This window comes from Pseudomonas sp. M2(2023) (genome assembly GCF_030263955.1).
Lineage (GTDB): Bacteria > Pseudomonadota > Gammaproteobacteria > Pseudomonadales > Pseudomonadaceae > Aquipseudomonas > Aquipseudomonas asiatica.
On sequence record NZ_CP127114.1, the window covers coordinates 3,560,517 to 3,582,664 of the forward strand.

Sequence of the window (22,148 nt, forward strand, 5' to 3'; positions counted from 1 at the left end):
TTTCAAGGCTAATCAAAGTGCCGTGCTTGTGTTGAAATGCCATATTGCGAAAACTGCAACGAGGAGCAGGCAATGGCGTTGGACATGCTGCGGGAAATTCAGGCGTTCGTCAGCGTGGCGCACAAGCGCAGCTTCGTCGCCGCGGCCCGCTCCCTGGGGCGCTCACCCAGCGCGGTTACCCGCGCGGTGCAAACCCTGGAAGACAACGCCGGGAGCAAACTGCTCAACCGCAACGCCAATGCCGTGACCCTGACCGAAGCCGGCGAGCGCCTGCTGCCACACGCCGAACGCTTGCTGGATGTGCAACGTGATGCCGCCGACGAACTGGCCGCGCTCAGCGGCAGTGCACAAGGCTGGATCCGCTTCGCCGTGCCGCAGGTACTGGGTGAACATGTACTGCCCCAAGTGCTTGCCGAGTTTTCCCGCTGCCACCCCCAGGTAACCCTGGACGTGCAGTACAGCGACGGGGCCCTGGACCCGCTGCAAGGCAAGTTCGATTTCGTGGTGCGCGGCGCCTTCCCACAGTCGAGCGAGCTGATCGGCTACCCACTGTGGGATTACCAGCGTCACCTGTATGCAAGCCCTGAATACCTGGCCCTGGCCGGCACGCCACAACAACCCGAGGACCTCGAAGGCCACGCGCTGATCCTGCACACCGCCCCGCGCATCCTAAAGGCCTGGCACTTCTGCCGCGACGGCCAGATCACCAGCCTGCGCCCCAGGCCCAGGCTGCGCCTGGACTCAGGTGACGCGGTGTACCACAGCACCTTGGCCGGCGCCGGTATCGCCCGCCTGGCCGCCTGGGTCGGCGAAGCACAGGTCAAGGCCGGGCGGTTGGTGCGGGTATGCCCGCAGTACCGCCTGACCTCCAGCAACGGCCAGGACCCGCAGATGCATGCCGTGTACCCCGCCGGCGAGCTGCCGGCGCGGGTACGCGACCTGCTGGCAGCCCTGCGCCGCACCGGCCTAGCCTACTGAAACAACGCCCTGAAACGGCTGTTCAATTTCTGCTCAATTTAACAGAGCCCGCCGCGGGCTTGGCTTGCAGAACTTTATCCACAGACCTACCCACGTTTTTTGTGGACAGTTTTCCCAGTGCAAAGAATGACTTATCGTACAAATCGGTAGGGTGAATCGGCCAACAATGAAGAGGAATGGGCCCGCCCGAAGGACAGGCAGGCCGCGAGGGATAGGTGTGGTGAACGTCAGCTTGGCGGAATGGTGCCAAGGATACCGATCAGAATGGTCAGCAGCAGAAAACCACCCAGGAATAGCGCGAGCTTGCCCATTGGAACCTCTACAAGTGTGATGCGGGAATGGGCATATTGTCGGGCTTGGGCTGATACCGTTACAGATTCAGCTTTATGGAAAAAAAGCGGATCAGATGTGAGGCACCCGGTTCTTTTGTGTGAGCGGCCTTGCTTCGCGAAAGGGCCGCAGGGCGGCCCCGGCAATCTTGAGGGATGCATCGAAAACCTGGGGCCGCTGCGCGCCCCTTTCGCGACACAAGGCGCCGCTCCCGTAGAACTGCACATAACTCATTGAATTAGCAGGGGCCCTGTGGGAGCGGCTTCAGCCGCGAACACCGGCGCAGCCGGTGCCATGCACCGCGTTGGATTCTTCGCGGCTAAAGCCGCTCCCACCGGTACGCGGATTGCTTGCAATTTCAGTTATCTACGCGACAGCGCAGCCCAAAGGGCTGGGCCCTCTCCCACAAGAGCGGCGCATCTGGCCCTTACGCGTGACAGCAATTTTTGCAGTCATCCACGCTGTGCTAGGGTCAAGCGCTCGAACCTGCCAGGAGTGCCATCCCTTCATGACCGCTTTCGCGACCAACGCTGCCTTGTTGTTGATCGACCTTCAGATTGGTATCCACCACCCGCGCCTGGGCCGGCGCAACAACCCTGAGGCCGAACTGCGTATAGGCGATCTGCTGGCTGCGTGGCGTCGGACAGGACGCCCGGTGATCCATGTGCGCCACCTGTCCCGCTCGGTAGACTCGGTGTTCTGGCCGGGCCAGTCCGGTTGCGAATTCCAGCCCGCATTTACCCCACTGGCCAGCGAAACCGTGTTCGACAAACATGTGCCCGATGCCTTCGCCAACTCCGGCCTGGAGCGCTGGCTGCATGCGCGCAGCATCAACGCACTGGTCATCGCCGGGGTAATTACCAACAACTCCGTGGAATCCACCGCACGCTCGGCGGGCAATCTCGGTTTCGATGTGGTGGTGGTGGAAGATGCCTGCTTCACCTTTGACCAGCACGACCTGCAAGGCCGGCTTTGGCCGGCGGAGGATGTACATGCGCTGTCGTTGAGCAACCTGGCTCTGGATTACGCGCGCATCCTGCGCACGGAGCAGGTTCTGATCGGTGACTCGCTTCAGGTCAACCGCTGAAGCTTCTGCGCAGGCAACCAGCCAACTCGTCATTGCCATGGCGGCGACACCAGACCCAGCCATTGAGCGGGCGCACCATCTGCACCTGCTCTTGGCGAAGCGGATGGGCGCAGATGCCCGATGTCTACCCGCCACTCGACCACCACCCTGCCACACCGTTTCAGCCGTACACTGCTCGCCTGTACCCTGCTGCCACCTGGCCTGCTGACGGCGGACATCACCACGGCTGCAGCACAGCAGCCCCAGCCAGCCGCTACAGCGGCGGATGACTTCGACCCGCTTAACAACTTGCCGCAGGAAGCGCCTCAGACGTTCACCTAGGCGGTGGTGGATGCGGACCACCTGTAGCGCGCGGGGCGGCAATTGCTACATAAGGTTTCGAAAAGCACTGCAGCCTCTGGATCAATCCGCCTTGAGGGCCTGCATTGCCAAACACCTATCATCGCCACCTACCATGCGGGCTCAGGAGGGTTTGAAAGACATGATTTGAAACGCTGACTGTAGGATCTTTTGCCGCGCAATGTAGGAAGAATCTATGTAGTGGGATTTGCCTGTATGAAACATCAGTTTCTCCAGCAAATTCGAACTGCTACGGTCCAGTTTTCCTACAGCGGCACGGAAGCCTACAGCATGAGAAAAGCATGGATCCGTTCAATACCTCGGCCCTGAAACTACAGAAGAATTTGCTTAACCTGCGCCTTGAGCGTGACCGCCTGAGAAGGGAGGGCAAGGACAAGGAGGCGGACGAACTCGCGGCACCGATCGAGCGGATAGAGGCAGCTATTCGTCAATTACCGGATGCCATGAAGCCAGTGACCCTGCAATAAAACCTGCGGGAGCGGGCATGCCCGCGAAGAATGCAAAGCGGTGTATGGCTCCGGCTGCGCCGGTGTTCGCGGGTGATGCTGCTTCCACAGATACAGTGCAGACCTCAAGCTTTACGCAATCTCTGCAGAATATTACCCACCTCCGCGCTGCGCCACGGATTGTGAACATCAACGTCCGCGGTTTTGTAGGTGACGGGATCTACCTCTTCTACTAGGATGACCACGCCTGCATCAAACGCCTGCAGGCCACTGATGTGGAGCAAGGTTTGGGTCCAGCCTACAGATCCGATTTCCGCGCAGTTGTCAGTAATGCAATTTGGCTTGAGAGGCTGCGGCTAGCGCTCAGTAGCAAGCGAGGAGCTTGCCTCGGCGGGCTTTTTCGTGCTTGTAAGAATGGGATGAAGCCAGTTAAGTTGGAGCCTTGGCGAAACCGACCAAGCAAGAAGTATCGGAAGCGCCGAAACAAAACATTCCCACGGATGGTCCCATGGATTGTTTCCTATGCCCCAAAAACGCAAAAAGCCCTGAATAATCAGGGTTTTGAATATGGCGGAAGCGTAGAGATTCGAACTCAACGGAACGGCTTCGGCCGGGCTGGAGGCCTTGATTTCCATGGGATGAAGAGTGCGTTGACGCGTGATTTTGTTCCCAAGGTGTTCCCAGAGTGGGTGGGTACGTCGCCTCGCCTGGACCTCCCCAGTACGGGAAACGCCGTTTCAGTTGACCCATCAAAAAATGGTAATTTTGGTAATTAGATGTCGAAAAAGCTCTGGATGCCACGTAACTAAGCGGCTACAGCAATATTGAAAAAGGTAATTTTTGGGTAATTGAAAGGTAATAGGATTACCTCAAAGCAGGGTTGGAAGTCAGAAATACAAAACCCTTTAGAATCAACTAGTTAAGAAAAAATTACCTTTCACCTTACCTCTGATTACCTTCTGAGGTAATCGCTCAAAACCATGTGCCGCAAGGCCTACAGCACCACTCGGTCCCCCTCCTAACCAAAATTACCCTTTTCTGGTGGTGGCCTTGAAAATTGGGAAGTGCACGAAGACGCACCGTGCCATCCACCAATGCTATGGCTGCACGGAATGTACACAAATAATGTTCATGGCGATTTCAGTGATACTTGAGTCGGTTTCGTGACGCGTGTACCCTGACGGCTCACCAACACAGACTGAGAGCACACCGATGCTACCCAACCCTAAGAGCTCGAACTTTAGACACGCACTGAAAAACGCACGCAAGGAGGCAGGCCTCAATCACAAGGAGCTCGCTGAGAAAGCAGGCATCTCTCACGTCATGCCCGGCCGTTACGAACGAGGTGAGTCGCGTCCGACGATGAGCACCTGGCAGGAGCTGAATAAGGTTCTGTTTGATGACGAGGATTTCGAGGAAGAAGACGATGGCACCGAAGACGGTGTAACCAAAAAATCTGTCATGGCTCTGACACTCACCGAGGCCACGATTGAGGACATCCTAGATGAACTGAGCAGCCGCGGCTTTTCAAACGTAAGTCTCGAGTGGAGCTAACCATTCACTGGGCAGCGCCCTGCGATCAGCACTGCTCGCAGGGTTTTGCAGAATTGCGCCCCTCCCACCTCCGGCAATGCAGCCCAGTGACTGCGCTCTTCTGACTGAGCTGCAGGTATGCGGAATATCCAACACGTTTAGCCCGCAGGCGTGGCGGGGGGACGAGGGCGCGCGCCGGGGTCAAGCGGCAATGTAGAAGCCGTACTCGACTGAAAATCAGAAAGCGCTGATACGGCCAATGAGGGAACCAGGTGGGCTGAGTTTTGCCAGTACAGGGCGCAGCCATCCGAGCCGCCTCCCTCAAAAGCGGCGCCGAAGCTCTGCGTACGATTGACTTCACTCTGCGTCGCTTCCACCATGCGCTCCAGCCGAATAACGAGAACTATCAATGGACGCATCGTTCAAATGGCTCATATGGGAAGGGGTGTTGCCTTTAGTGGGTACGGCGCTTCTCTACTGGGCTCTGTTGGGCTGCTTTAGAATTGCTCAATCTGCTTCATTCACCTTCAAATGGGGTGAAGCCATCGACTCCCTAGGCTGGCTCTACGGCGCCGCAGTGTTGGCGATCCAGGCCGGGGTAAAGGGATGGGGTAACGAAACCATGGGGCCAATCCCATGGTTCTGCTGGCTGATTGCGCTCGCGTGCTCATTGCTGCTAATTGCAGCAATGTGCTCGAAAGCCGCGGATCCGACTTGGCAACCAGGGTGGCCAATGAAATTAGTAGCTACTCTCTTTACAGGGCTCGTTCTTTTTGCCGGTTTTGAGACCCAAAATGTCATCTGCTGCTCGCCGGGAGGTTCTTCATGAGCCAGACGAACTCAAAAGAGTCCACTGAGGACCTCAAGGAGACGCTTGAGATCCTGCTCGAAGACGCCCTAATGGAAAAGAAATCAACCTTGAGCAAAGAGGAGCGGGAAGCCTTAGTTGAGCAGGCTGTCAGGTTGAAAGCGCGTGGGTATGTCCGAATTCGCAGTGCTAGGAAATTACGTGCAGCCAAAAAACTTCAGCAAGAGCGAGCGGCCAAAGTTGCCAGTTCACTGGCAATGGCCGTTGGCGGCACAGCCGCTGGAGGTATGCTCGCTGCATTCGCAGTTCCATCCGCGCCTGCTTTGGCTGCTGTCGGTGCCGTAGCTGGCCTCATCGGGGGAGCGTGGAGCGCTTGGAAGTCAACGCATTCAGCAGATGGTCGCAAGAAGCAAAAGAAGAAGCGCCAATAGGTGACTTCTTCAAAAATTTTGAAAGTGACGGCAACTGCCACACTAAATTTCAGCACTTTCTTACCTTGGAAGACTAAGACAGGAGTCCCCTGGTGATATATCATGCTCTTCTTGCCCCCCATGAGAGTCCTAACTCATCACTTGAAATCAAGAGAGCACTATTAACCTACGAAAAAGTCTTAATCATTGACCCTAGCGATCGCGACCTCATACCATCCAATGCATTAGTTAGTGTACTAATGGGCTTACCAATATTCGGAATGAGCATGGGAGATGTTCGGCCGATGGGTAAAGCAGCAGACTATGACGAGCGATTTGATAGAGTAATAGATGGCGTCAGCGAAGCGGTAAAGCAAGGACTTATTGAGGTTTGCTCAACTTACCAACCGCATGACCCAGGACAAGTGACAATAGGTGGAGTTGATCTAGGCGGCTACCCCATTGATCCAAGCTCAGTTTTTTGGATCTATAGAGCAATGGCGTCAAACCAAGATTTCTTAGCGTCTGCAGTTCAAAACAAGGCCGACATACAAGAGCTACTATCACAAGCGGATAAAGTATCCATCCAAGGAAGCGGCGACCAAGGCATTAATGATTTACCAGAACTCCCTGCACTTGAGCACTACAAAGACGCAACGCTAGTTGCAAGATCTAGACTTGCAGCCTTTATAAAATATGCTGGGTACTGCGAAGCCAAAGAAATCGTCCCCGTGTTCGACTCAAATATTTATGGCGGAATAGCTTCTCTACTACTCAGCAACGCTTCAGCCGCCCTAAAAATTGCTGATGAAGATGGTGAATTGATACGTGCCGGGAGAGTATTGGAGCTTTGCCATAACGAGTTCATCGATGACATCGCACTTCAAAATCTAAGCATTAAAGAAGTTATTAAACTTAGGACATCCGCATGGGGGCGGCAAGCTAAGTCGCGCGAAGCCCTGTTCTCCTCGGTATTCGAACTGGCAAATGAAAATGCGCGCAGCAGCAACTTCGAGGCATCGGCAAGAAATCTAATTTCGAACTACAAAAAAGATTCAGAAGACCTGTCACTGGAGCGGCGAAATTTAAAATTTCAAATTAAATGTGACTTGGGCAAGGCTGCTTTAGGGTTGACGGGTGCCGAAGGTATTATATCCCAGTTGGAATCCCCTTTCGCCGGCGCATTCAGCACCTTGGTCGCAGGTGGATATTGGGCACTCGACAAGGCCAAGGAATACGCCCCCCAGCTTCGGCTGTTAAAAAAGCAAGAGTCCCGAATGAAGAGAGGCGCTGCGTTTGGGATGCACAATTTCTATACAAACCCGCGAATTAAAAAAATCACGAAATAAAAGCCAGGACAAACAGCCATACCCCTAACAGAGCAGCGGATGACCCAGTCCTTTTAGCACATCAAAAGCAACAATCAAAAGTCCTGACGGAGCAAGATTACGGGGCAAGCCAAACAGCGAAAAGCAAGCGATCCTAATTATGGAAAGTACTCATTAAAACCAAGGGGACTGATAGTTTTCAGCCCATCCTCGGTGACTGGAACATCTTTTAACCTAGCCAGCGCCCATTTAGACCAGCAAGAATTACGCTCATCTCTTTTGTACTGGGACAAACTAGCATGGCCGAAAAATAATTTTATTTACACTCCAAATACGAATGAAATCGAAGAACTTGTACGCATTGGAGTGATGCAGACCCCTACCCTACCACTGAGCGGCGGCGGGCCAGTTGAAGACATCATGACCGCAGCACACGAATATGCATTAACATATTTTGAAACTCAGTCACCTGGAATGTGGAGCGCCGGAGAAGGAGTCAACTCCTTTATTAATAATAATAAAACCCCACCTAAGTCCGGCACCGGACTAACACTTTATAACGCCCTCCCAATCCCCAATCCAGACGTACCGTTAGTCGAGATACTCGATTTCAAAGATCGAAGGAAAGCAGAATTACTTATTTTTCGCGCTCATCTTGATGCAATGGCAAAGGAGATATCAGGCGCAGACGACAGCGTTGAGTCCTTGGATAGAGCCCTCAAAGAACTAGATGCCGCGTGCTCGGACTTGATAAAGGTCACTCGCGAGTGGCAATTCCCTGTCAAACTAGCCAACTTAAAAGCGACAATGAACTTCAATTTGGCGACCTCAGCATCTGCTGCCGTCACTGCATGGAAAAATGCAGAATCCTTCAACCTAGGCAACACCGAGAAGGCTATTGCTGCGGTAGCAGCTGGTGTGGCGAGTAATTTTAAGATCGACGCAGACATCAGCTTTCAGAAAATAAAAAGACCCGCCTCACCCTTCAAATACCTTTATCAGGCGACTCGTGAGTTAGGTTGATGCTATTAGTCGCCAAGGGGTTGGAATCTCACTACTTCCTCCCCTACCCATTCATTCACCTGAAATAGCCTCGACTGAACCGGCATCAGCTCATTCCGTGTCCAAATTTCGGTTGCTTCTTTGGTCGAGCCAAAACCACCTGAGTTTTGAGGCACGATCCCCATCAACTGGGGCGGGATACGCAGTGCCGCCAGCAGATCGTCACGACGAATGTTTTTAATTGCCGCAAAGTCATCCTTGGCCGCCACCTCGCTGATAGGTAGCAACTGGATGCCGTTCTTCTTCCCACCAGGTGCGTACATGAACAGATTCCGGAAGTTGCCCGGGCCTTTACTGTTCTTCATGGCATCCCGCAGGTCATCGACAAATTTCTCGTTCTGAGCCGCGTCCGTCATGTACAGGATGAACCCGGCGTGACTGCCGTTCTGGTAATACTTCCGACGGAACAGCGTGGCACTCTCGTTGAGCAAAGCGCTCAGAAGGGCAGCCAGCCCTGCGCGCTCTGCAGGCGCAAGCCAAGTTCACCCAGCACCTGGCGCCGGAACTGATCGAGGTCGTCGATCGCGACAATCGGACGGTACGGGAGCAGCGCGTGCGCTTTGTCTTCCACAACAGTGCCACTGGTGAGCCGTACCGCTCTTCCGATGTTCTGCGCCATGGGTGGTGGATCACGCATCTGGAAAAAGCCAGCGTACGCCAGCGCGGGCCGAACACCTGCCGGCACACGTTCGCCAGCCAGATGCTGAGCAGCGGCATCGCCACGCCTGAATGGATTGCGGACCAGATGGGGCACACGTCGACGGCGATGATCTTTAAGCACTACGCGAAGTGGATCAGCGAGGACGGCCCGGACGTGGTGGGGTTGTTGAATCAGGCGCTCAGGTTGAGCTGAACGCACAAAAAAAGGGGCCGCAAGGGCCCCTTTCTTCTGCCTGTCATTCCCAAAGTATTCCCAAAACGCTCCCATTTGAGGGTCAAGCGGCGGCGAACACTAATGAAATCAAGCACTTGTATGGCGGAAGCGTAGAGATTCGAACTCTAGGATAGTTGCCCATCGACGGTTTTCAAGTCTACGAATTTTTTATTGTAAATCAGTGAGTTAACCTAAAAAAATTCCCGCAAATCTTCACCAAAGCTCTTGCTGGAGGCCGCATTTTCCGCTGGTCCATTTCGCCTTTGCGGAACTGATTTCAGCGTGTTATCCCCGCTCACTGGCACCTCAATGTCGCATGTGGCTTACTCAGGTCTCAGGCGGACCACAAACTGCACTAATATTGCCCTCGAATCTACGCTGCCAAGAGCCAGCTATGGACGATCAAGCCACGATTACAGCAGACACAATGGAGCTGCTGCTGTTGAATCAGACTGCCATCAGAGCAGCCCTGGAAGAGCTGACGCTCTGGGTCCAAGGCATGGTCGACATGCCACGAGCGTAAGCCGCTGATCCTCAAGCCCGAACTGGCTAGGTAAGTCGGCCATCCGCTCCTTCTCGTCGAACGGGAAATCTATGCCATAGCCGACGCTCTGCTAGTCCATCTACAATGAAGGGCAACGATTCTCCCCGAATCAATTGTGAATGTCTTTCCACGAACGACAGTGCCACCGGCAGCGGCCGCCCCATAACTCCGCCCTCCAGAGCCGCTGTAACAGGCCAATAGGAGACAGCGGGTCCACTTTGCATGTACACAGCCCAGAGCTCGCCATGCAAAGTCGGAACAATTAGCGCTGAGTTCAGCGTAGTGGCAGAGCAGCGATCAAATCCCACCCTACTGTGGCTAAAGCGCGGTCAAGCCGAAAGACTCCATAATGTAATAGAGTTAGAACGATACCAAACAACATCATTATCTTCAGCCATTGCCAGAAAAACAAACTCCTCAAGTACAGGCAACAGATATTTCTCCATAACCAAGCGACAACCAGCACCATATGTCTCATTAGAAATATGGAACTCTGTCTCTTTATTATGAACTATCGAACACCTCATCTGATAAATAAGCGCCGAGAAATACCCAGCGAATTGCGCAACGGTATTAATCACTGAACTTCCATTAACCAAGCCAGACAAGAAACTGTTTATCTCAGCACTGTTTGCCGCATGCGCAGCCAAAAAACGTTGCCAAGAAGAATGCGCAAAACCTCCAAAATCGGCAGTTGCGTAAGGCAATGAGAAAATTGACTTAACAAGTTTCCCGATGGCATCTACCTCAGAAACCTCTACTGCCTTGTTAAGCCTCCTGAAGTCTCTAATCGAGAACATCGCCCCATTTGCCTTGCGCTCAAGTTTAACTATCTGACTTTTTATCATGAAATTTTCGATAACATGATACATCGACAGATATTTTGCAAGTACATCTGTTCTATCTAGATACTCACCCAATATGTGAATAACATCGCTAAACTGAGCATAGCTATTGGTGGGCAAATAATTTTGCCGAGATGAGTTTTGAGGTAGCACACTATACAAGTTAGAACGCGTAATTCTATTACCCGAACTAACCATATGCAACTTCAAAAGCGCAACTACGTTTGCGCTTGCGGAGGACCTATCTGTAACGCAAGTTCTATCACAAACAATCATCGACTTGCCAAGCGCAAAATCAATATCCGACCCCACCGAGGCCAAATAATACAAAAGATCGGGCGACACATTGCTATTCGCTAGCGCTGTCAGAGACTCAATTGACCCAGGATTTACCCAGAGAATATTCCGATTCAGTACAGGCACATTTGTTGAGAACGCCTTGCACTCAAAATCTAAGTCGCTGTAGAAAAAATCAAACCCCTGATCGACATCATCCACAGGCAATGGGGAAGTTTCATTCTGAAGAATTCGCTCGGCGAGCATCAAGCCAAACATGCAAGCTTTATAATCAAAACCAGGGAAGTGACCAAAGTTATTATGGAACTTTTCTACAAGAGCATACAACTGCGAGAGGGCCGGATAAACATCCAACTCACCTCTAAAACTCTCCAAGTTTTCTTTTTCATCAAAAAACGCTACAAAAAGACTCTCGAAAAGATCTCTCTCCGGGCCGGCTTGAAGCGCCTCTGAAAAATTGTCAGCTCTCGCTACATCATCACAAATCCTACCAAATTGAGTGATGAGCATAGAGTAAACTGCATCTACCTTTCTCATTGCGGCTCCCTCGCAAATACCGAGGCCCAATCAATCTTGCGAATGTAATTAGAGGTGATAAGTGATTCCAGTCCATTGAAAATAGAAATACGGTTAATATTACCTACATTAACCTTTGCAAGGTCTACGCTGTTTCTTGCCTGCTCATACCCACCAAGATCAACTAATTCAAAGTGCTGGGCTAGCCGTTCAGCAACTTTTCGTAGCTCATCGGGCGAGTCGGCAGAAGCTCCGATAGCAGCAAACATCGCAGCTAACGAAACCTCGCGCCCCATCCACTGGACCCCATCTGTACCGAACGCATCAGAAGCAGCAACATCTAATGTATATAGCGCACGAATAAAGTCCTCAAGGAATTTATAGGAAAACATTTCAACAAATACTTCTAGTTTCCCCTGGTCATTCTGCATACTTTCAACAAACATTGTATTAGTTGTCACTGGTGCGCGATTAACATAAGACACCAATGCAGCGATTAACTGTGAAAACTGATAGTCGCCAACCTTCCTCACCTTACTAAATGAAGTTGCAGAAACCTCCTTCTCCCTCTTTATTCTAACCTTATGACTTTTAATCTCAGCCATGACTGGCAAAAGGTTTAAAAATAAAAGTTCCAACTGATGCTTTATATTGACTGGCTTATGCCCAGCATTCAGCAGTAACATTTTTTTTACTTCTTGCTCAGGCGTTAGGCCTACCCATACTTCAAACCATTGAAAATTATCTGAAAAACACTGCTCCAAGCTCTCCCTTCCATTTCTATCGAAATAATCTTTTATTGATATAAGAATATTCCCTACAGAACCGATAGAGACCAAGTCATCTTTAAATTTTCGCTTTATTTGAAAGTTAGTCAACCCTTCAGCCTGGCCAAGGACTTTATTCAGGAACAAATCTTTCGTATCACTTATCATCTTTAGACGATATGTACGCTGCAAACCATCTAGAATTTTAAATTCGCTATTCGTATAATCGCGGAGAGCTATATCCTGATCCGTCGTAACCAACGTAATTGAAGGGATATGCCCTTTACTCAAAACAGTCTGTATCATGCGATCCAAATATACATTGCTTACAATGGATCGCTGAATAGAGTACTGATCATAGTCTGCGGGCAAAGAGGCAAGATACTCTTTCAACGTAGATCTTACCAGAAAACACTTACTTTGGGCCTCATCCTTGGAATCTAAAATACTGTATTTCATAGCTACTCCTGCTCCTATAGATCTCAAGACCACCCAGCAAATCTTTACTTGCAGCCTTGACACATTCACAACCAGTCAAAAATTCAGCCGAAATCAAACATTATGCCAAATCCGTAAAATTCGCAAGCCATGCCACTGACGGCAACTCATTAAAGAGCGGGTAGCCAGCTTGCTCTTCAATTTTCTGTGATTTTATCTTTAGCGACAGGCAGACTCGGGCCGATTTCAAAAGTTAACCTCCATCGGATTTTCAGACCTTGGGTTCTGCGGACAAACAAAAAACTTTGTAGCCAGATAAGTAACGATCAGAATCTCTTAGCTCTGAGAACAACCTTAAACTGCGCCTGTCATTGACATATCAAACATCTCCCAAGGCTATCGCTGAATCCAAATCAAACCCAATCTAAGCATCCACAACCACCATATTCGAATTACCCTTATTTTGAATAATAGAAACGCTGACCGCCTGCCTCACTAATGACCGACCGCAGGTAGTCTGCACGTTTTACTTTGAAAAGCGTATCTCCATTTAGCCTATATGCTTGCTCGCGACTGTGGTTCGGACAAGAACAGAGACTGTAAATGATGATGAGAACAGGGGCGTGATTAGGTGGCGCAAACTGTGACTGGACTGGATATAGGACTGCGGGTTCAGCGGGCCGGGCTGGATGTAGCACATTTACCCGCCTCGCGTCTTTTCATTGGTGACTTCGCGGACGTAAGCCTGGCAGGCCTTCAGTGCGATCAATCCTCGATCACCGTCATCGGTGATGCCGATAATTCGTTGACCATGCGCTGGGTCAAGTTGGGCGCGTGCGGCGCCATGTACCAAGCCTCCGGTGCCGGCAGCTTCCCGCATCCCACCGTCACCACCCGGGGCGGCAAAGGCTCTGGCGTCGACAAGGACTGACAGCCGCAAGTCAGCAGTAGCCAGCCTGTCACGAAGGCGAGCTTGAATTTGTTTTGCATCGTTCATCTCCTTCCAATGTGTTTTGCCCTGCAGGGGTGCGCTGGTGAGAGGCAGCGCATGGGTTCACGGGCATAAGGCGTCCGCGCCGTGCGGTATTTGCCGGGCTCGGCTGCACCGGAATTCCATGGGTTGGAGTCAGGGTATTGGTGAGGTGATGTGATGAAGGTAAACAGCCCAGCAGTGATTCCCAGTGACCATTCAGCCTCCCTCGTTTCATTCCCCGGGGAGCTGCTGACGGAAGATGAGATAGCCACGATTACAGGCTATCTGACTCCTTCCAGACAAATTCAGTGGCTCGCTTCCAACGGTTGGAAGCATGTTTTAAATGGCGCCCGCCGCCCTGTAGTGGGCCGTCTATATGCCCGGCTCAAGCTGGCCGGACTGAACGCATCTGAAATGAACGCAGTGACCGATACCTGGACGTTCGACCTGACACGAGTGAGTTGATAAATGCGCTTTAAGAAAGCGAGCAATCGGGACCTGCCTCCGCGGATGTTACGGCGGGTCCGCACCTTAAAAAGTGGAAAGCAATGGGTTGGATATTATTACGACGGTCGTGATGAGAATGGCAAGCGCATTGAGATCCCGCTCGGTACCGACTTGGATGTAGCGAAAATTGAATGGGCCAAGCTTGACCGAAAGTCAGTACCGAAAATTACTCGTCTGCTGGGTGATGTCTTTAATCGGTATGAGCGTGATGTCATCCCCGGGAAGATGCCACGCACTCAAAAAGACAACCTGCTCTCATTGAGACAACTTCGCGCAGCGTTCAACGATGCACCGATCGACGCAATCACTCCTCAGATCATCGCTCAGTACAGAGATAAGCGGTCAGGTAAAGTTCGCGCCAATCGAGAGATCTCTCTTCTATCGCACATCTATAATATGGCGCGAGAATGGGGCATAACAGAAAGGGAGAATCCTGCAGCTGGTGTGCGCAAGAACAAAGAACGGCCACGTGATTTTTATGCCGGGCCAGAGGTCTGGGATGCAGTATATAAATTTGCAGTACCCGAGTTGCGAGACGCCATGGATCTGGCGTATCTGAGTGGCCAACGACCCGCCGACGTGCTCGCTATGCGAGCAGCTGATTGCGTAGGGGGCTTTTTGCTGGTTGCACAGAACAAGACATCGAAAAAGCTTCGAATACAACTCTTTGCGAACGCAGAGCTCAATCAGCTTGGCATTTTGATAGAGCGCCTTCTGAACCAGCGAAGCGCACTCAGAGTTCGCAACCCTTATCTGATCATCACAGAGGACGGCCGGCATGTAACGGCATCAATGCTTAGGCTTCGGTTCGACGATGCTCGAAAGAGCGCTATACAGCATGCGCAGGAACTTCAAGATCCGGAGCTAGCGAAGCTAGTTACTCAGTTCCAGTTCAGAGATATTCGTCCGAAAGCCGCAAGCGAAATAGGCGATCTAGGCCATGCAAGCCGGCTTCTAGGCCACACAGACAAACGCATCACCGCTACCGTATACCGTAGAATTGGCGAAACTGTATTACCCACGCGATAAACTTCTGAAAGTTTAAGAATCGAGAACTGTATTAACCCTGATCTCCACCCTCAGTTTTCCTAGGAGAAAAACTTGCATTACTAGTAAGATCTCGCAACGTATCAGCGTGGCGCTGTTCGTGCTCTGATCTCGATATCACAACATCTGCAGGGACGAGCGACAAAACTACGGTCCACAACTGCCACAGCGTCAAAATGGCTAGTGAGCCATATGATAAAGAACGCATAATTTCCACATGCGAAACCAGGAAATCAAACCGCTTAAGCAACGGAGCAATGATCCCAATCAACAAAACCAAACAAAGTATTGCAGTTGAATGAACAATCGGAGTGAGGAGTCGAGACATCCCCCCTCCATTACTAGGCTTTGGCGCGGCAGCTTTACGGAAGGAGAGTTTCAATCGATCCGGATAGATGATAGCCAACCAGGCCCCGACTACAGCAAAGATAATGGAGGCTGTAGCTCTCAGAGCCTCAAACAAAGGCCACTGGTCTTTGAAAGGCACTCCACCACCTTGCCAGAATGCAAGTGCAACTATGGCAAGGGAGAGGACAAGAGCGACAGCCTTAATTATCACCTTCAGTTACCTCATAAGGTTAAGTATATCTACCCGCTGGGCACCAAGCGCTCGAAGCAGCGATACTGGGTTGACAACTTCTAGATTATTACGTTCAATATCAAAACTGAAGCTACTCCGAGCGATTGCGTGGCTCAACCAATGTGGGGAGCTTTGCCCATTAAGGACAAACCCGTAATCATCCCATTCAGTCTCATGATTTTCGGTCCACGTCTCGATGATATTTTGAACCTCATCACGATCCATACGCGCCTTCACTTCATATTTGAAGTTTACTTCATCAGGAAGGTTCTGCGCATGGCGAAGTGTCGCCATCCTGTACGCTTTTTGCCAAAAAGCTAATTCTTCGGGACGGTTTAACTGCAGGCTTGTTTTCCTAACAACCTTACGAATCAAGTGAGCACTATCAAGAAGCAGATTATGCTCGCCAGCCTTTTTCAATATCTGCGTCCGAAACCTCGGACTTACATCGTTTCGTACAGGATCATTAGCTCCGCGTCGGTATCCAAGTATTTGCAAGTCCGCATCAGCATCCGGATCAGTAAACACCACCGATGTGGAGTAGTGCCCAAGGTACGCCTCCATGTACTCCTGCATAGGTTTTTGCCCTGTGATTAGGTGCTGAAACCTAATACTGGCGAATACGCCTTCTTCTGGAACAAACCAAAAATACGTGGCGAACCCGGGGATTCCTCCCTCAGGAATAGCATTCATGACAACTTGCGCGTTACCAACTGCAGAGTCACCCATTGCAGCAGCGACTTTCCCTTGGGTCGCCGGTGTTTGATTCCACATGGTGACTAGCCAATCCTGTCGATCTGCAGTGATGTCCATCAGATACACCGGCAGGAAATCCGCCCCTTCAACAGGTTCGAAGGTCTTAGTCACAGCAAGGCTCTTGCCTTGACTCCACCCTGACAACTCCTGGAGCAATGAGGCCGAGCTGCCGAACTCCGACTGTCCAGTTTCACCCCGCTTATAGAAGCCGGCTTGATTAATTTTGTAGAAGGTGATCTGTGCCTGCTCTAACGCCACTGCGCCGCTCCTGTGCTCAGCAAAATTGATAACTACATCAGCTATCCCAAGGAGGATACACCTCAGGCATGATGACATCAAAATGCCTTCAAAGGCTGGTCTGGTCCGCCCACAGCCGGAGAGGCCAGACGGCACATAACGGAGACGAAGCGGAAATGACTCAAAAAATGCGGAAACGAGCAACCGCCAGGCAAGAGAAAACTGGCACCTCTAAAAACGCAAAAAGCCCTGAATAATCAGGGCTTTGAATGTGGCGGAAGCGTAGAGATTCGAACTCTAGGATAGTTGCCCATCGACGGTTTTCAAGACCGTTGCCTTAAACCACTCGGCCACGCTTCCAGCTCGTTTTGCGGCCGCCATAATACCGTAATGAAACAAGCTGTCAAACTCTCTGTGTCGCGGGTTGCGGGAGCTCTGATAGACTCCTAGCATCTGAACGTTTGAAAACCACAGGTTTACCAAGGAGTGTCGCCATGCGCGAACAGGATTACGCCGTACACCACGGCCAGCAGGTCGAGCAGCAGGAGATCAGCAAGGTCCTGCGCAACACGTACAGCCTGCTGGCGCTCACGCTCGCCTTCAGCGGTGTCATGGCCTTCGTGGCCCAGCAGATGCGCGTCGGCTACCCGAACGTGTTCGTGGTACTGATCGGCTTCTACGGGCTGTTCTTCCTTACCAACAAACTGCGTGATTCGGCCTGGGGCCTGGTATCCACCTTCGCGCTCACCGGCTTCATGGGTTTTATCCTCGGCCCTATCCTCAACCGCTACCTGGGCATGGCCGGTGGCGCCGAGGTGGTCAGCTCGGCATTTGCCATGACTGCCCTGGTGTTCGGCGGCCTGTCGGCTTATGTGCTGATTACCCGCAAGGACATGAGCTTCCTCAGCGGCTTCATCACTGCGGGCTTCTTTGTCCTGCTGGGTGCTGTCGTGGCCAGCTTCTTCTTCCAGATCAGCGGCCTGCAACTGGCGATCAGCGCTGGCTTCGTGCTGTTCTCGTCGGTCTGCATCCTGTTCCAGACCAGCGCGATCATTCACGGTGGCGAGCGTAACTACATCATGGCGACCATCAGCCTGTATGTGTCGATCTACAACCTGTTTGTCAGCCTGCTGCAGCTGTTTGGCATCATGGGTCGTGATGACTGATTGATTGCTGCAAGAGAAAGCCCGCTTCGGCGGGCTTTTTTGTGGGAGCGGGTTCACCCGCGAACACCGGCGCAGCCGGTGCCAGGCACCGCGTTGGTTTCTTCGCGGGTGAACCCGCTCCCACTGGGTCCGCGCAGGATTCAGGCCAAAAGCACCAATAATTGACCATAAAGTCAGATAACCGGGCGAATGGTCGTCGATCATGCCGCCATCGTGCTTTTCTCTACCCCAATTCGCCATCACCCCGTAGAATGCGCTCCTTTTTTCTTCCGGGGCAGCTTCTCGCAATGAGCTCACACGAACACAGCCCAGGCGCGGCGGCGCCTGCCAATGAACTGGTGCTTGGTCTGGAGGACAAGCCACGGCTGTTGATCGGCCTGCTGGCAGCACTGCAGCACCTATTGGCGATCATCGTGCCGATCGTCACCCCTGGCCTGCTGATTTGCCAGGCACTGGGTGTTTCGGCACGTGATACCAACCTGATCGTCTCCATGTCGCTGGTCATCTCGGGTATCGCCACCTTCGTCCAATGCAAACGCTTCGGGCCGTTCGGTGCCGGGCTGCTGATCGTCCAGGGCACCAGCTTCAACTTCGTCGGCCCGCTGATTGCCGGCGGGGCGCTGATGGTCAAGCAAGGTACGCCGGTAGAAGGCGTGATGGCGGCCATCTTTGGCGTGGTAATCGCCGGCTCGTTCGTCGAGATGGGCGTGTCGCGCATCCTGCCCTTCGTCAAACGCCTGATTACCCCGCTGGTAACCGGCATCGTGGTGCTGATGATCGGCCTGACCCTGATCAAGGTCGGCCTGATCAGCATGGGTGGTGGCTTCGGCGCCATGGCCAATGGCACCTTCGCCAATGGCGAGAACCTGCTGCTGTCGGGCGTGGTGCTGGCAATCATCGTCATCCTCAACCGCATCCCGATGGTGTGGATGCGCAGCTGCGCCATCGTTATCGCCCTGGCGGTCGGCTATGCGCTGGCCGGCTACCTGGGCCGCCTGGATTTCACCGGCATGCACGAAGCCGCGCTGTTCCAGGTGCCGACGCCGCTGCACTTCGGCCTGGGTTTCTCCTGGGCACTGTTCATCCCGATGCTGGTGATCTACCTGGTAACTTCGCTGGAAGCCATCGGTGACGTCACCGCCACCAGCAAGGTGTCGCGCCAGCCGGTCGAAGGGCCGGTGTGGATGCAGCGGATCAAGGGCGGTGTGCTGGTGAACGGGGCCAACTCGCTGCTGGCCGGTTTGTTCAACACCTTCCCGAGCTCGATCTTTGCCCAGAACAATGGCGTGATTCAGCTGACCGGGATCGCCAGCCGCCATATCGGTATGTGGATTGCCGTGATGCTGGTGCTGCTGGGGCTGTTCCCGAGCGTTGCCGGGGTAATCCAGGCGGTGCCGGAGCCGGTGCTGGGCGGTGCGGCCATGGTCATGTTCGGGGCGGTTGCGGCTTCGGGGATCAATATCCTGGCCAGCACTCGCCTGGACCGTCGTGCCCTGCTGATCATTGCTGTATCGCTGGCCCTGGGCCTGGGTGTGGCGCAGGTGCCGGAGTTCCTGGCGCACATGCCGGCGGCGATTCGCAATGTGCTGGAGTCGGGCGTGGCTACCGGGGGTATCTGTGCCCTGGTGTTGAACTGGTTCTTGCCGGAGAGCAAGGAACAGGCTTGAGCCTGGAGTTCTTCTGTCAGGGCCATGGGGCTGCTATGCAGCCCATCGCGACGCAAGGCCGCTCCTACACGAGGCCGCGTGACCTGAAGATTGAAGACAGAAAGCCCGCCCCGCCATGTACAAGCGGGCGCGGGCTTTTTTGCTTTATCATGGCACCATTCCTTTTGCATGAGTTATCCATGAAATTCGCTATCGCGGTGTTCTCCCCGGCCCATGCGCCCTCCTCGCGGCGTGCCCTGCGCTACGCCGAAGCGGTGCTGGCCGGCGGGCATGAGATTGCCCGGCTGTTCTTCTACCAGGACGGGGTACACAGTGCCTCGGCCAACGTGGTCGCCCCCCAGGACGAGCTGGATGTTGCCGGCCAATGGCGCGCCTTCATTGCAGCCAACCAGCTGGACGCAGTGGTGTGCATCGCCGCTGCCTTGCGCCGTGGCGTGCTCGACGAGGCCGAGGCCAACCGCTACCAGCGCCCGGCCGTGAACCTGCCCAAGCCTTGGGAGCTGTCGGGGCTTGGCCAGCTTCATGAGGCGGCGCAAGTTGCCGATCGCCTTGTCTGCTTCGGAGGCGACTGAAATGGCCAAATCCTTGTTGATCATCAGCCGCCAGGCGCCCTGGAACGGCCCATCGGCCCGTGAAGCACTGGACATCGCCCTGGCTGGCGGCGCGTTCGATCTGCCGCTGGGCATGCTGTTCCTCGATGACGGCGTGTTCCAGCTCGCCGCAGACCAGCAGCCCACCGTCGTGCAACAGAAGAACCTGGCCGCCAACTTGCAGGCGCTGCCAATGTTCGGCGTCGAGGACCTGTTCGCCTGCAGCCACAGCCTCACTCGCCGCGGCCTGGAAGCCGACAATCTGGCGCTGCCAGTGCAAGTGCTGGACGACGCGGCCCTGACCGCACTGATCGCCCGTTTCGACCAGGTGGTAACGCTCTGATGACGACCCTGCATGTAATTGCCCACTCCCCGTTTGGCGACGAGCGCCTGGCCACCTGCCTGCGCCTGCTCGGCACCGACGACGCCCTGCTGCTGTGCGGCGATGCTGTATATGCCCTGCGCACCGGCAGCGAACCGCACCGCCAGCTGCAAGCCGCCGGCCTGACCCAGCGCCTGTTCGCCCTGGAAGAAGACGTGCAGGCCCGCGCGGTCGGCAACGAGCTGGCCAAGGCCCTGGACTACCCCGGGTTCGTCGAACTGTCGCTGCATTACGACAAGGTCAACAGCTGGCTATGAATACCCTCAACGTTGGCGATCAGGCGATCGCCCTGGACAAGGACGGCTTCCTGGTCGACCTGCAAGACTGGTCGCATGCCGCCGCCGAGGCTTTGGCCGCGCGCGAGGGCATCCCTTTGACGGCGGACCACTGGGAAATCCTCGAACTGCTGCGCCAGTTCTACCAGGAATTCCAGCTGTCCCCGGCCACGCGCCCGCTGATCAAGTACACGGCCCTCAAACTGGGCCCGGACAAGGGCAACAGCTCGCACCTCAACCGCCTGTTCAACGGCACTCCCGCCAAACTGGCCGCCAAGCTGGCGGGCCTGCCCAAGCCGACCAACTGCATATGACAGAACCTCGCCCGCTTACCCTGGAAACCCCTGCCGAACACCCGTTCGCCGAGTTCGTGCGCATTCTTGGCAAAGGCAAGCGCGGCGCGCGTGGCCTGACCCGTGAAGAAGCCCGCACGGCCATGACCCTGCTGCTGGAAGGCAAGGTCGAAGATGCCCAGCTCGGTGCCTTCCTCATGCTGCTGCGGCACAAGGAAGAAAGCGCCGAAGAACTGGCCGGCTTCACCGAGGCCCTGCGCGCCCACTTGCAGTCGCCGCGCATCGCCGTGGACCTGGACTGGCCCACCTACGCCGGCAAGAAGCGCCACCTACCCTGGTACCTGCTGGCTGCCAAATGCCTGGCCAACAATGGCGTGCGCATCGTCATGCACGGTGGCGGTGCACATACCGCCGGGCGCATGTACACCGAGCAGTTGCTGTCCTTGCTGGAAATTCCGTTGTGCCGTGACTGGGCTGCGGTCAGCCGGGCCCTGGACCAGCAACGCCTGGCCTTCTTCCCGCTGCAGGACTGGGCGCCGCAGTTGCAGCGCATGATCGACCTGCGCAACACCCTAGGCCTGCGTTCGCCCATCCATTCGCTGGCCCGGGTGCTCAACCCGCTGGCTGCGCGTTGTGGCCTGCAGAGCATCTTCCACCCCGGCTACCAGGCAGTACACCGCGAGGCCAGCCGCCTGCTGGGCGACCATGTCGTGGTAATCAAGGGTGATGGCGGCGAGATCGAGGTCAACCCCGATGTCATCAGCCATCTATACGGCACCACCGCCGGCGAAGCCTGGGACGAGGAATGGCCAGCGCTGAGCGAACGCCGCCACGTGAAGCCGGCAAGCCTGCAGCCGGAGCAATTGCTGGCGGTCTGGCGCGGCGAGGCCGAGGACAGCTACGGTGAAATGGCAGTGGTCGCGACCATCGCCCTTGCCCTGCGCGGCCTGGGCCAAGACCGTGAGCAGGCTTTCGCCACGGCACGCGGTTACTGGGGCGCACGCAACCAATCTAATAACTAGATAGTAAGAGTGCAGTCTTTGCGCTAGTTA

General features: G+C 54.1%; 24 protein-coding genes, 1 tRNA gene and 2 pseudogenes. 20 read left to right on the forward strand and 7 right to left on the reverse strand.

Features of this window, described 5'->3' with window-relative positions:
* Positions 1-72 precede the first annotated feature (72 nt).
* The 4 genes from QN085_RS16520 to QN085_RS16535 all read left to right on the forward strand — a co-directional run bounded on the left by QN085_RS16520 (position 73) and on the right by QN085_RS16535 (position 3,222).
* Positions 73-978 (forward strand): LysR family transcriptional regulator, encoded by a 906-nt coding sequence (locus QN085_RS16520; protein ID WP_024087383.1) that lies wholly within the window; start codon positions 73-75, stop codon positions 976-978.
* 838 nt (positions 979-1,816) lie between these two features.
* Positions 1,817-2,395 carry a cysteine hydrolase family protein gene (locus QN085_RS16525; protein WP_023662101.1) on the forward strand — a complete coding sequence of 193 codons (579 nt, stop codon included), beginning with the start codon at positions 1,817-1,819 and terminating at the stop codon, positions 2,393-2,395.
* A 120-nt stretch (positions 2,396-2,515) separates the two neighbouring features.
* A complete protein-coding gene (locus tag QN085_RS16530) occupies positions 2,516-2,716 on the forward strand; it encodes a hypothetical protein (RefSeq protein ID WP_013973221.1) in 201 nt (66 codons plus the stop codon).
* A 320-nt stretch (positions 2,717-3,036) separates the two neighbouring features.
* Complete coding sequence (locus QN085_RS16535; RefSeq protein ID WP_013973222.1) at positions 3,037-3,222, forward strand: hypothetical protein; 186 nt, start codon at positions 3,037-3,039, stop codon at positions 3,220-3,222.
* Positions 3,223-3,326: 104 nt separating this feature from the next.
* On the opposite strand, the gene QN085_RS16540 is transcribed toward QN085_RS16535, so the two are convergent.
* Positions 3,327-3,485, reverse strand: coding sequence for a hypothetical protein (locus tag QN085_RS16540; RefSeq protein WP_156155233.1), 159 nt, complete (start codon positions 3,483-3,485; stop codon positions 3,327-3,329).
* A gap of 928 nt (positions 3,486-4,413) precedes the next feature.
* Between QN085_RS16540 and QN085_RS16545 the strand changes: the two genes are divergently transcribed.
* From QN085_RS16545 to QN085_RS16565, 5 genes are all read left to right on the forward strand, one after another.
* A complete protein-coding gene (locus tag QN085_RS16545; RefSeq protein ID WP_096010195.1) occupies positions 4,414-4,755 on the forward strand; it encodes a helix-turn-helix domain-containing protein in 342 nt (113 codons plus the stop codon).
* 388 nt (positions 4,756-5,143) lie between these two features.
* Entirely contained in the window at positions 5,144-5,563 is a 420-nt protein-coding gene (locus tag QN085_RS16550; protein ID WP_096010194.1) for a hypothetical protein, read from the forward strand.
* Positions 5,560-5,973 (forward strand): hypothetical protein, encoded by a 414-nt coding sequence (locus tag QN085_RS16555; RefSeq protein ID WP_096010193.1) that lies wholly within the window; start codon positions 5,560-5,562, stop codon positions 5,971-5,973. The genes QN085_RS16550 and QN085_RS16555 overlap by 4 nt, the downstream gene beginning before the upstream one ends.
* Before the next feature lie 92 nt (positions 5,974-6,065).
* On the forward strand, positions 6,066-7,301 hold the full coding sequence (locus QN085_RS16560; protein WP_143133098.1) for a hypothetical protein: 1,236 nt from the start codon (positions 6,066-6,068) through the stop codon (positions 7,299-7,301).
* A 192-nt stretch (positions 7,302-7,493) separates the two neighbouring features.
* Positions 7,494-8,303 (forward strand): DUF6236 family protein, encoded by an 810-nt coding sequence (locus QN085_RS16565; RefSeq protein WP_143133096.1) that lies wholly within the window; start codon positions 7,494-7,496, stop codon positions 8,301-8,303.
* A gap of 5 nt (positions 8,304-8,308) precedes the next feature.
* On the opposite strand, the pseudogene QN085_RS16570 reads toward QN085_RS16565, so the two are convergent.
* Positions 8,309-8,794, reverse strand: a pseudogene (locus QN085_RS16570) (phage portal protein); the annotation flags it as partial.
* A 101-nt stretch (positions 8,795-8,895) separates the two neighbouring features.
* On the opposite strand from QN085_RS16570, the gene QN085_RS16575 reads away from it, so the two are divergent.
* Together QN085_RS16575 and QN085_RS16580 are read left to right on the forward strand one after the other, a co-directional pair.
* Positions 8,896-9,195, forward strand: a complete 300-nt coding sequence (locus QN085_RS16575; RefSeq protein ID WP_352230947.1) for a site-specific integrase — start codon at positions 8,896-8,898, stop codon at positions 9,193-9,195.
* A 415-nt stretch (positions 9,196-9,610) separates the two neighbouring features.
* On the forward strand, positions 9,611-9,739 hold the full coding sequence (locus QN085_RS16580) for a hypothetical protein (protein ID WP_285687400.1): 129 nt from the start codon (positions 9,611-9,613) through the stop codon (positions 9,737-9,739).
* Positions 9,740-10,089: 350 nt separating this feature from the next.
* Here the strand turns inward: QN085_RS16580 and QN085_RS16585 are convergent, their stop codons facing one another.
* The 3 genes and pseudogenes from QN085_RS16585 to QN085_RS16595 form a co-directional block, all read right to left on the reverse strand.
* Positions 10,090-11,439 carry a hypothetical protein gene (locus tag QN085_RS16585; RefSeq protein WP_285687401.1) on the reverse strand — a complete coding sequence of 450 codons (1,350 nt, stop codon included), beginning with the start codon at positions 11,437-11,439 and terminating at the stop codon, positions 10,090-10,092.
* Positions 11,436-12,644 (reverse strand): hypothetical protein, encoded by a 1,209-nt coding sequence (locus QN085_RS16590; RefSeq protein WP_285687403.1) that lies wholly within the window; start codon positions 12,642-12,644, stop codon positions 11,436-11,438. The genes QN085_RS16585 and QN085_RS16590 overlap by 4 nt, the downstream gene beginning before the upstream one ends.
* A gap of 679 nt (positions 12,645-13,323) precedes the next feature.
* Positions 13,324-13,644 (reverse strand): annotated as a pseudogene (locus tag QN085_RS16595) (lysis system spanin subunit); the annotation flags it as partial.
* Between the two features lie 129 nt (positions 13,645-13,773).
* On the opposite strand from QN085_RS16595, the gene QN085_RS16600 reads away from it, so the two are divergent.
* On the forward strand, positions 13,774-14,061 hold the full coding sequence (locus QN085_RS16600) for a DUF4224 domain-containing protein (protein WP_285687405.1): 288 nt from the start codon (positions 13,774-13,776) through the stop codon (positions 14,059-14,061).
* A gap of 3 nt (positions 14,062-14,064) precedes the next feature.
* On the forward strand, positions 14,065-15,132 hold the full coding sequence (locus QN085_RS16605; protein WP_285687406.1) for a tyrosine-type recombinase/integrase: 1,068 nt from the start codon (positions 14,065-14,067) through the stop codon (positions 15,130-15,132).
* 583 nt (positions 15,133-15,715) lie between these two features.
* On the opposite strand, the gene QN085_RS16610 is transcribed toward QN085_RS16605, so the two are convergent.
* Positions 15,716-16,744, reverse strand: a complete 1,029-nt coding sequence (locus QN085_RS16610) for a hypothetical protein (RefSeq protein ID WP_285687408.1) — start codon at positions 16,742-16,744, stop codon at positions 15,716-15,718.
* A gap of 251 nt (positions 16,745-16,995) precedes the next feature.
* Positions 16,996-17,083, reverse strand: a tRNA-Ser gene (locus QN085_RS16615).
* 134 nt (positions 17,084-17,217) lie between these two features.
* Between QN085_RS16615 and QN085_RS16620 the strand changes: the two genes are divergently transcribed.
* The 7 genes from QN085_RS16620 to QN085_RS16650 all read left to right on the forward strand — a co-directional run bounded on the left by QN085_RS16620 (position 17,218) and on the right by QN085_RS16650 (position 22,118).
* On the forward strand, positions 17,218-17,889 hold the full coding sequence (locus QN085_RS16620; protein WP_003251184.1) for a Bax inhibitor-1/YccA family protein: 672 nt from the start codon (positions 17,218-17,220) through the stop codon (positions 17,887-17,889).
* A 287-nt stretch (positions 17,890-18,176) separates the two neighbouring features.
* On the forward strand, positions 18,177-19,556 hold the full coding sequence (locus tag QN085_RS16625; protein ID WP_023661639.1) for a nucleobase:cation symporter-2 family protein: 1,380 nt from the start codon (positions 18,177-18,179) through the stop codon (positions 19,554-19,556).
* 179 nt (positions 19,557-19,735) lie between these two features.
* On the forward strand, positions 19,736-20,128 hold the full coding sequence (gene tusD, locus QN085_RS16630; RefSeq protein ID WP_013973276.1) for a sulfurtransferase complex subunit TusD: 393 nt from the start codon (positions 19,736-19,738) through the stop codon (positions 20,126-20,128).
* A gap of 1 nt (position 20,129) precedes the next feature.
* Positions 20,130-20,489 (forward strand): sulfurtransferase complex subunit TusC, encoded by a 360-nt coding sequence (gene tusC / locus QN085_RS16635; RefSeq protein ID WP_024087386.1) that lies wholly within the window; start codon positions 20,130-20,132, stop codon positions 20,487-20,489.
* Positions 20,489-20,785, forward strand: a complete 297-nt coding sequence (tusB, locus tag QN085_RS16640; RefSeq protein WP_013973278.1) for a sulfurtransferase complex subunit TusB — start codon at positions 20,489-20,491, stop codon at positions 20,783-20,785. The genes tusC and tusB overlap by 1 nt, the downstream gene beginning before the upstream one ends.
* Positions 20,782-21,117 carry a TusE/DsrC/DsvC family sulfur relay protein gene (locus tag QN085_RS16645; protein WP_013973279.1) on the forward strand — a complete coding sequence of 112 codons (336 nt, stop codon included), beginning with the start codon at positions 20,782-20,784 and terminating at the stop codon, positions 21,115-21,117. The genes tusB and QN085_RS16645 overlap by 4 nt, the downstream gene beginning before the upstream one ends.
* Positions 21,114-22,118: a glycosyl transferase family protein gene (locus QN085_RS16650; protein WP_023661640.1), complete on the forward strand. Its 1,005-nt coding sequence runs from the start codon at positions 21,114-21,116 to the stop codon at positions 22,116-22,118. Before QN085_RS16645 ends, QN085_RS16650 begins: the two co-directional genes overlap by 4 nt.
* The last annotated feature ends 30 nt before the right edge of the window (positions 22,119-22,148 follow it).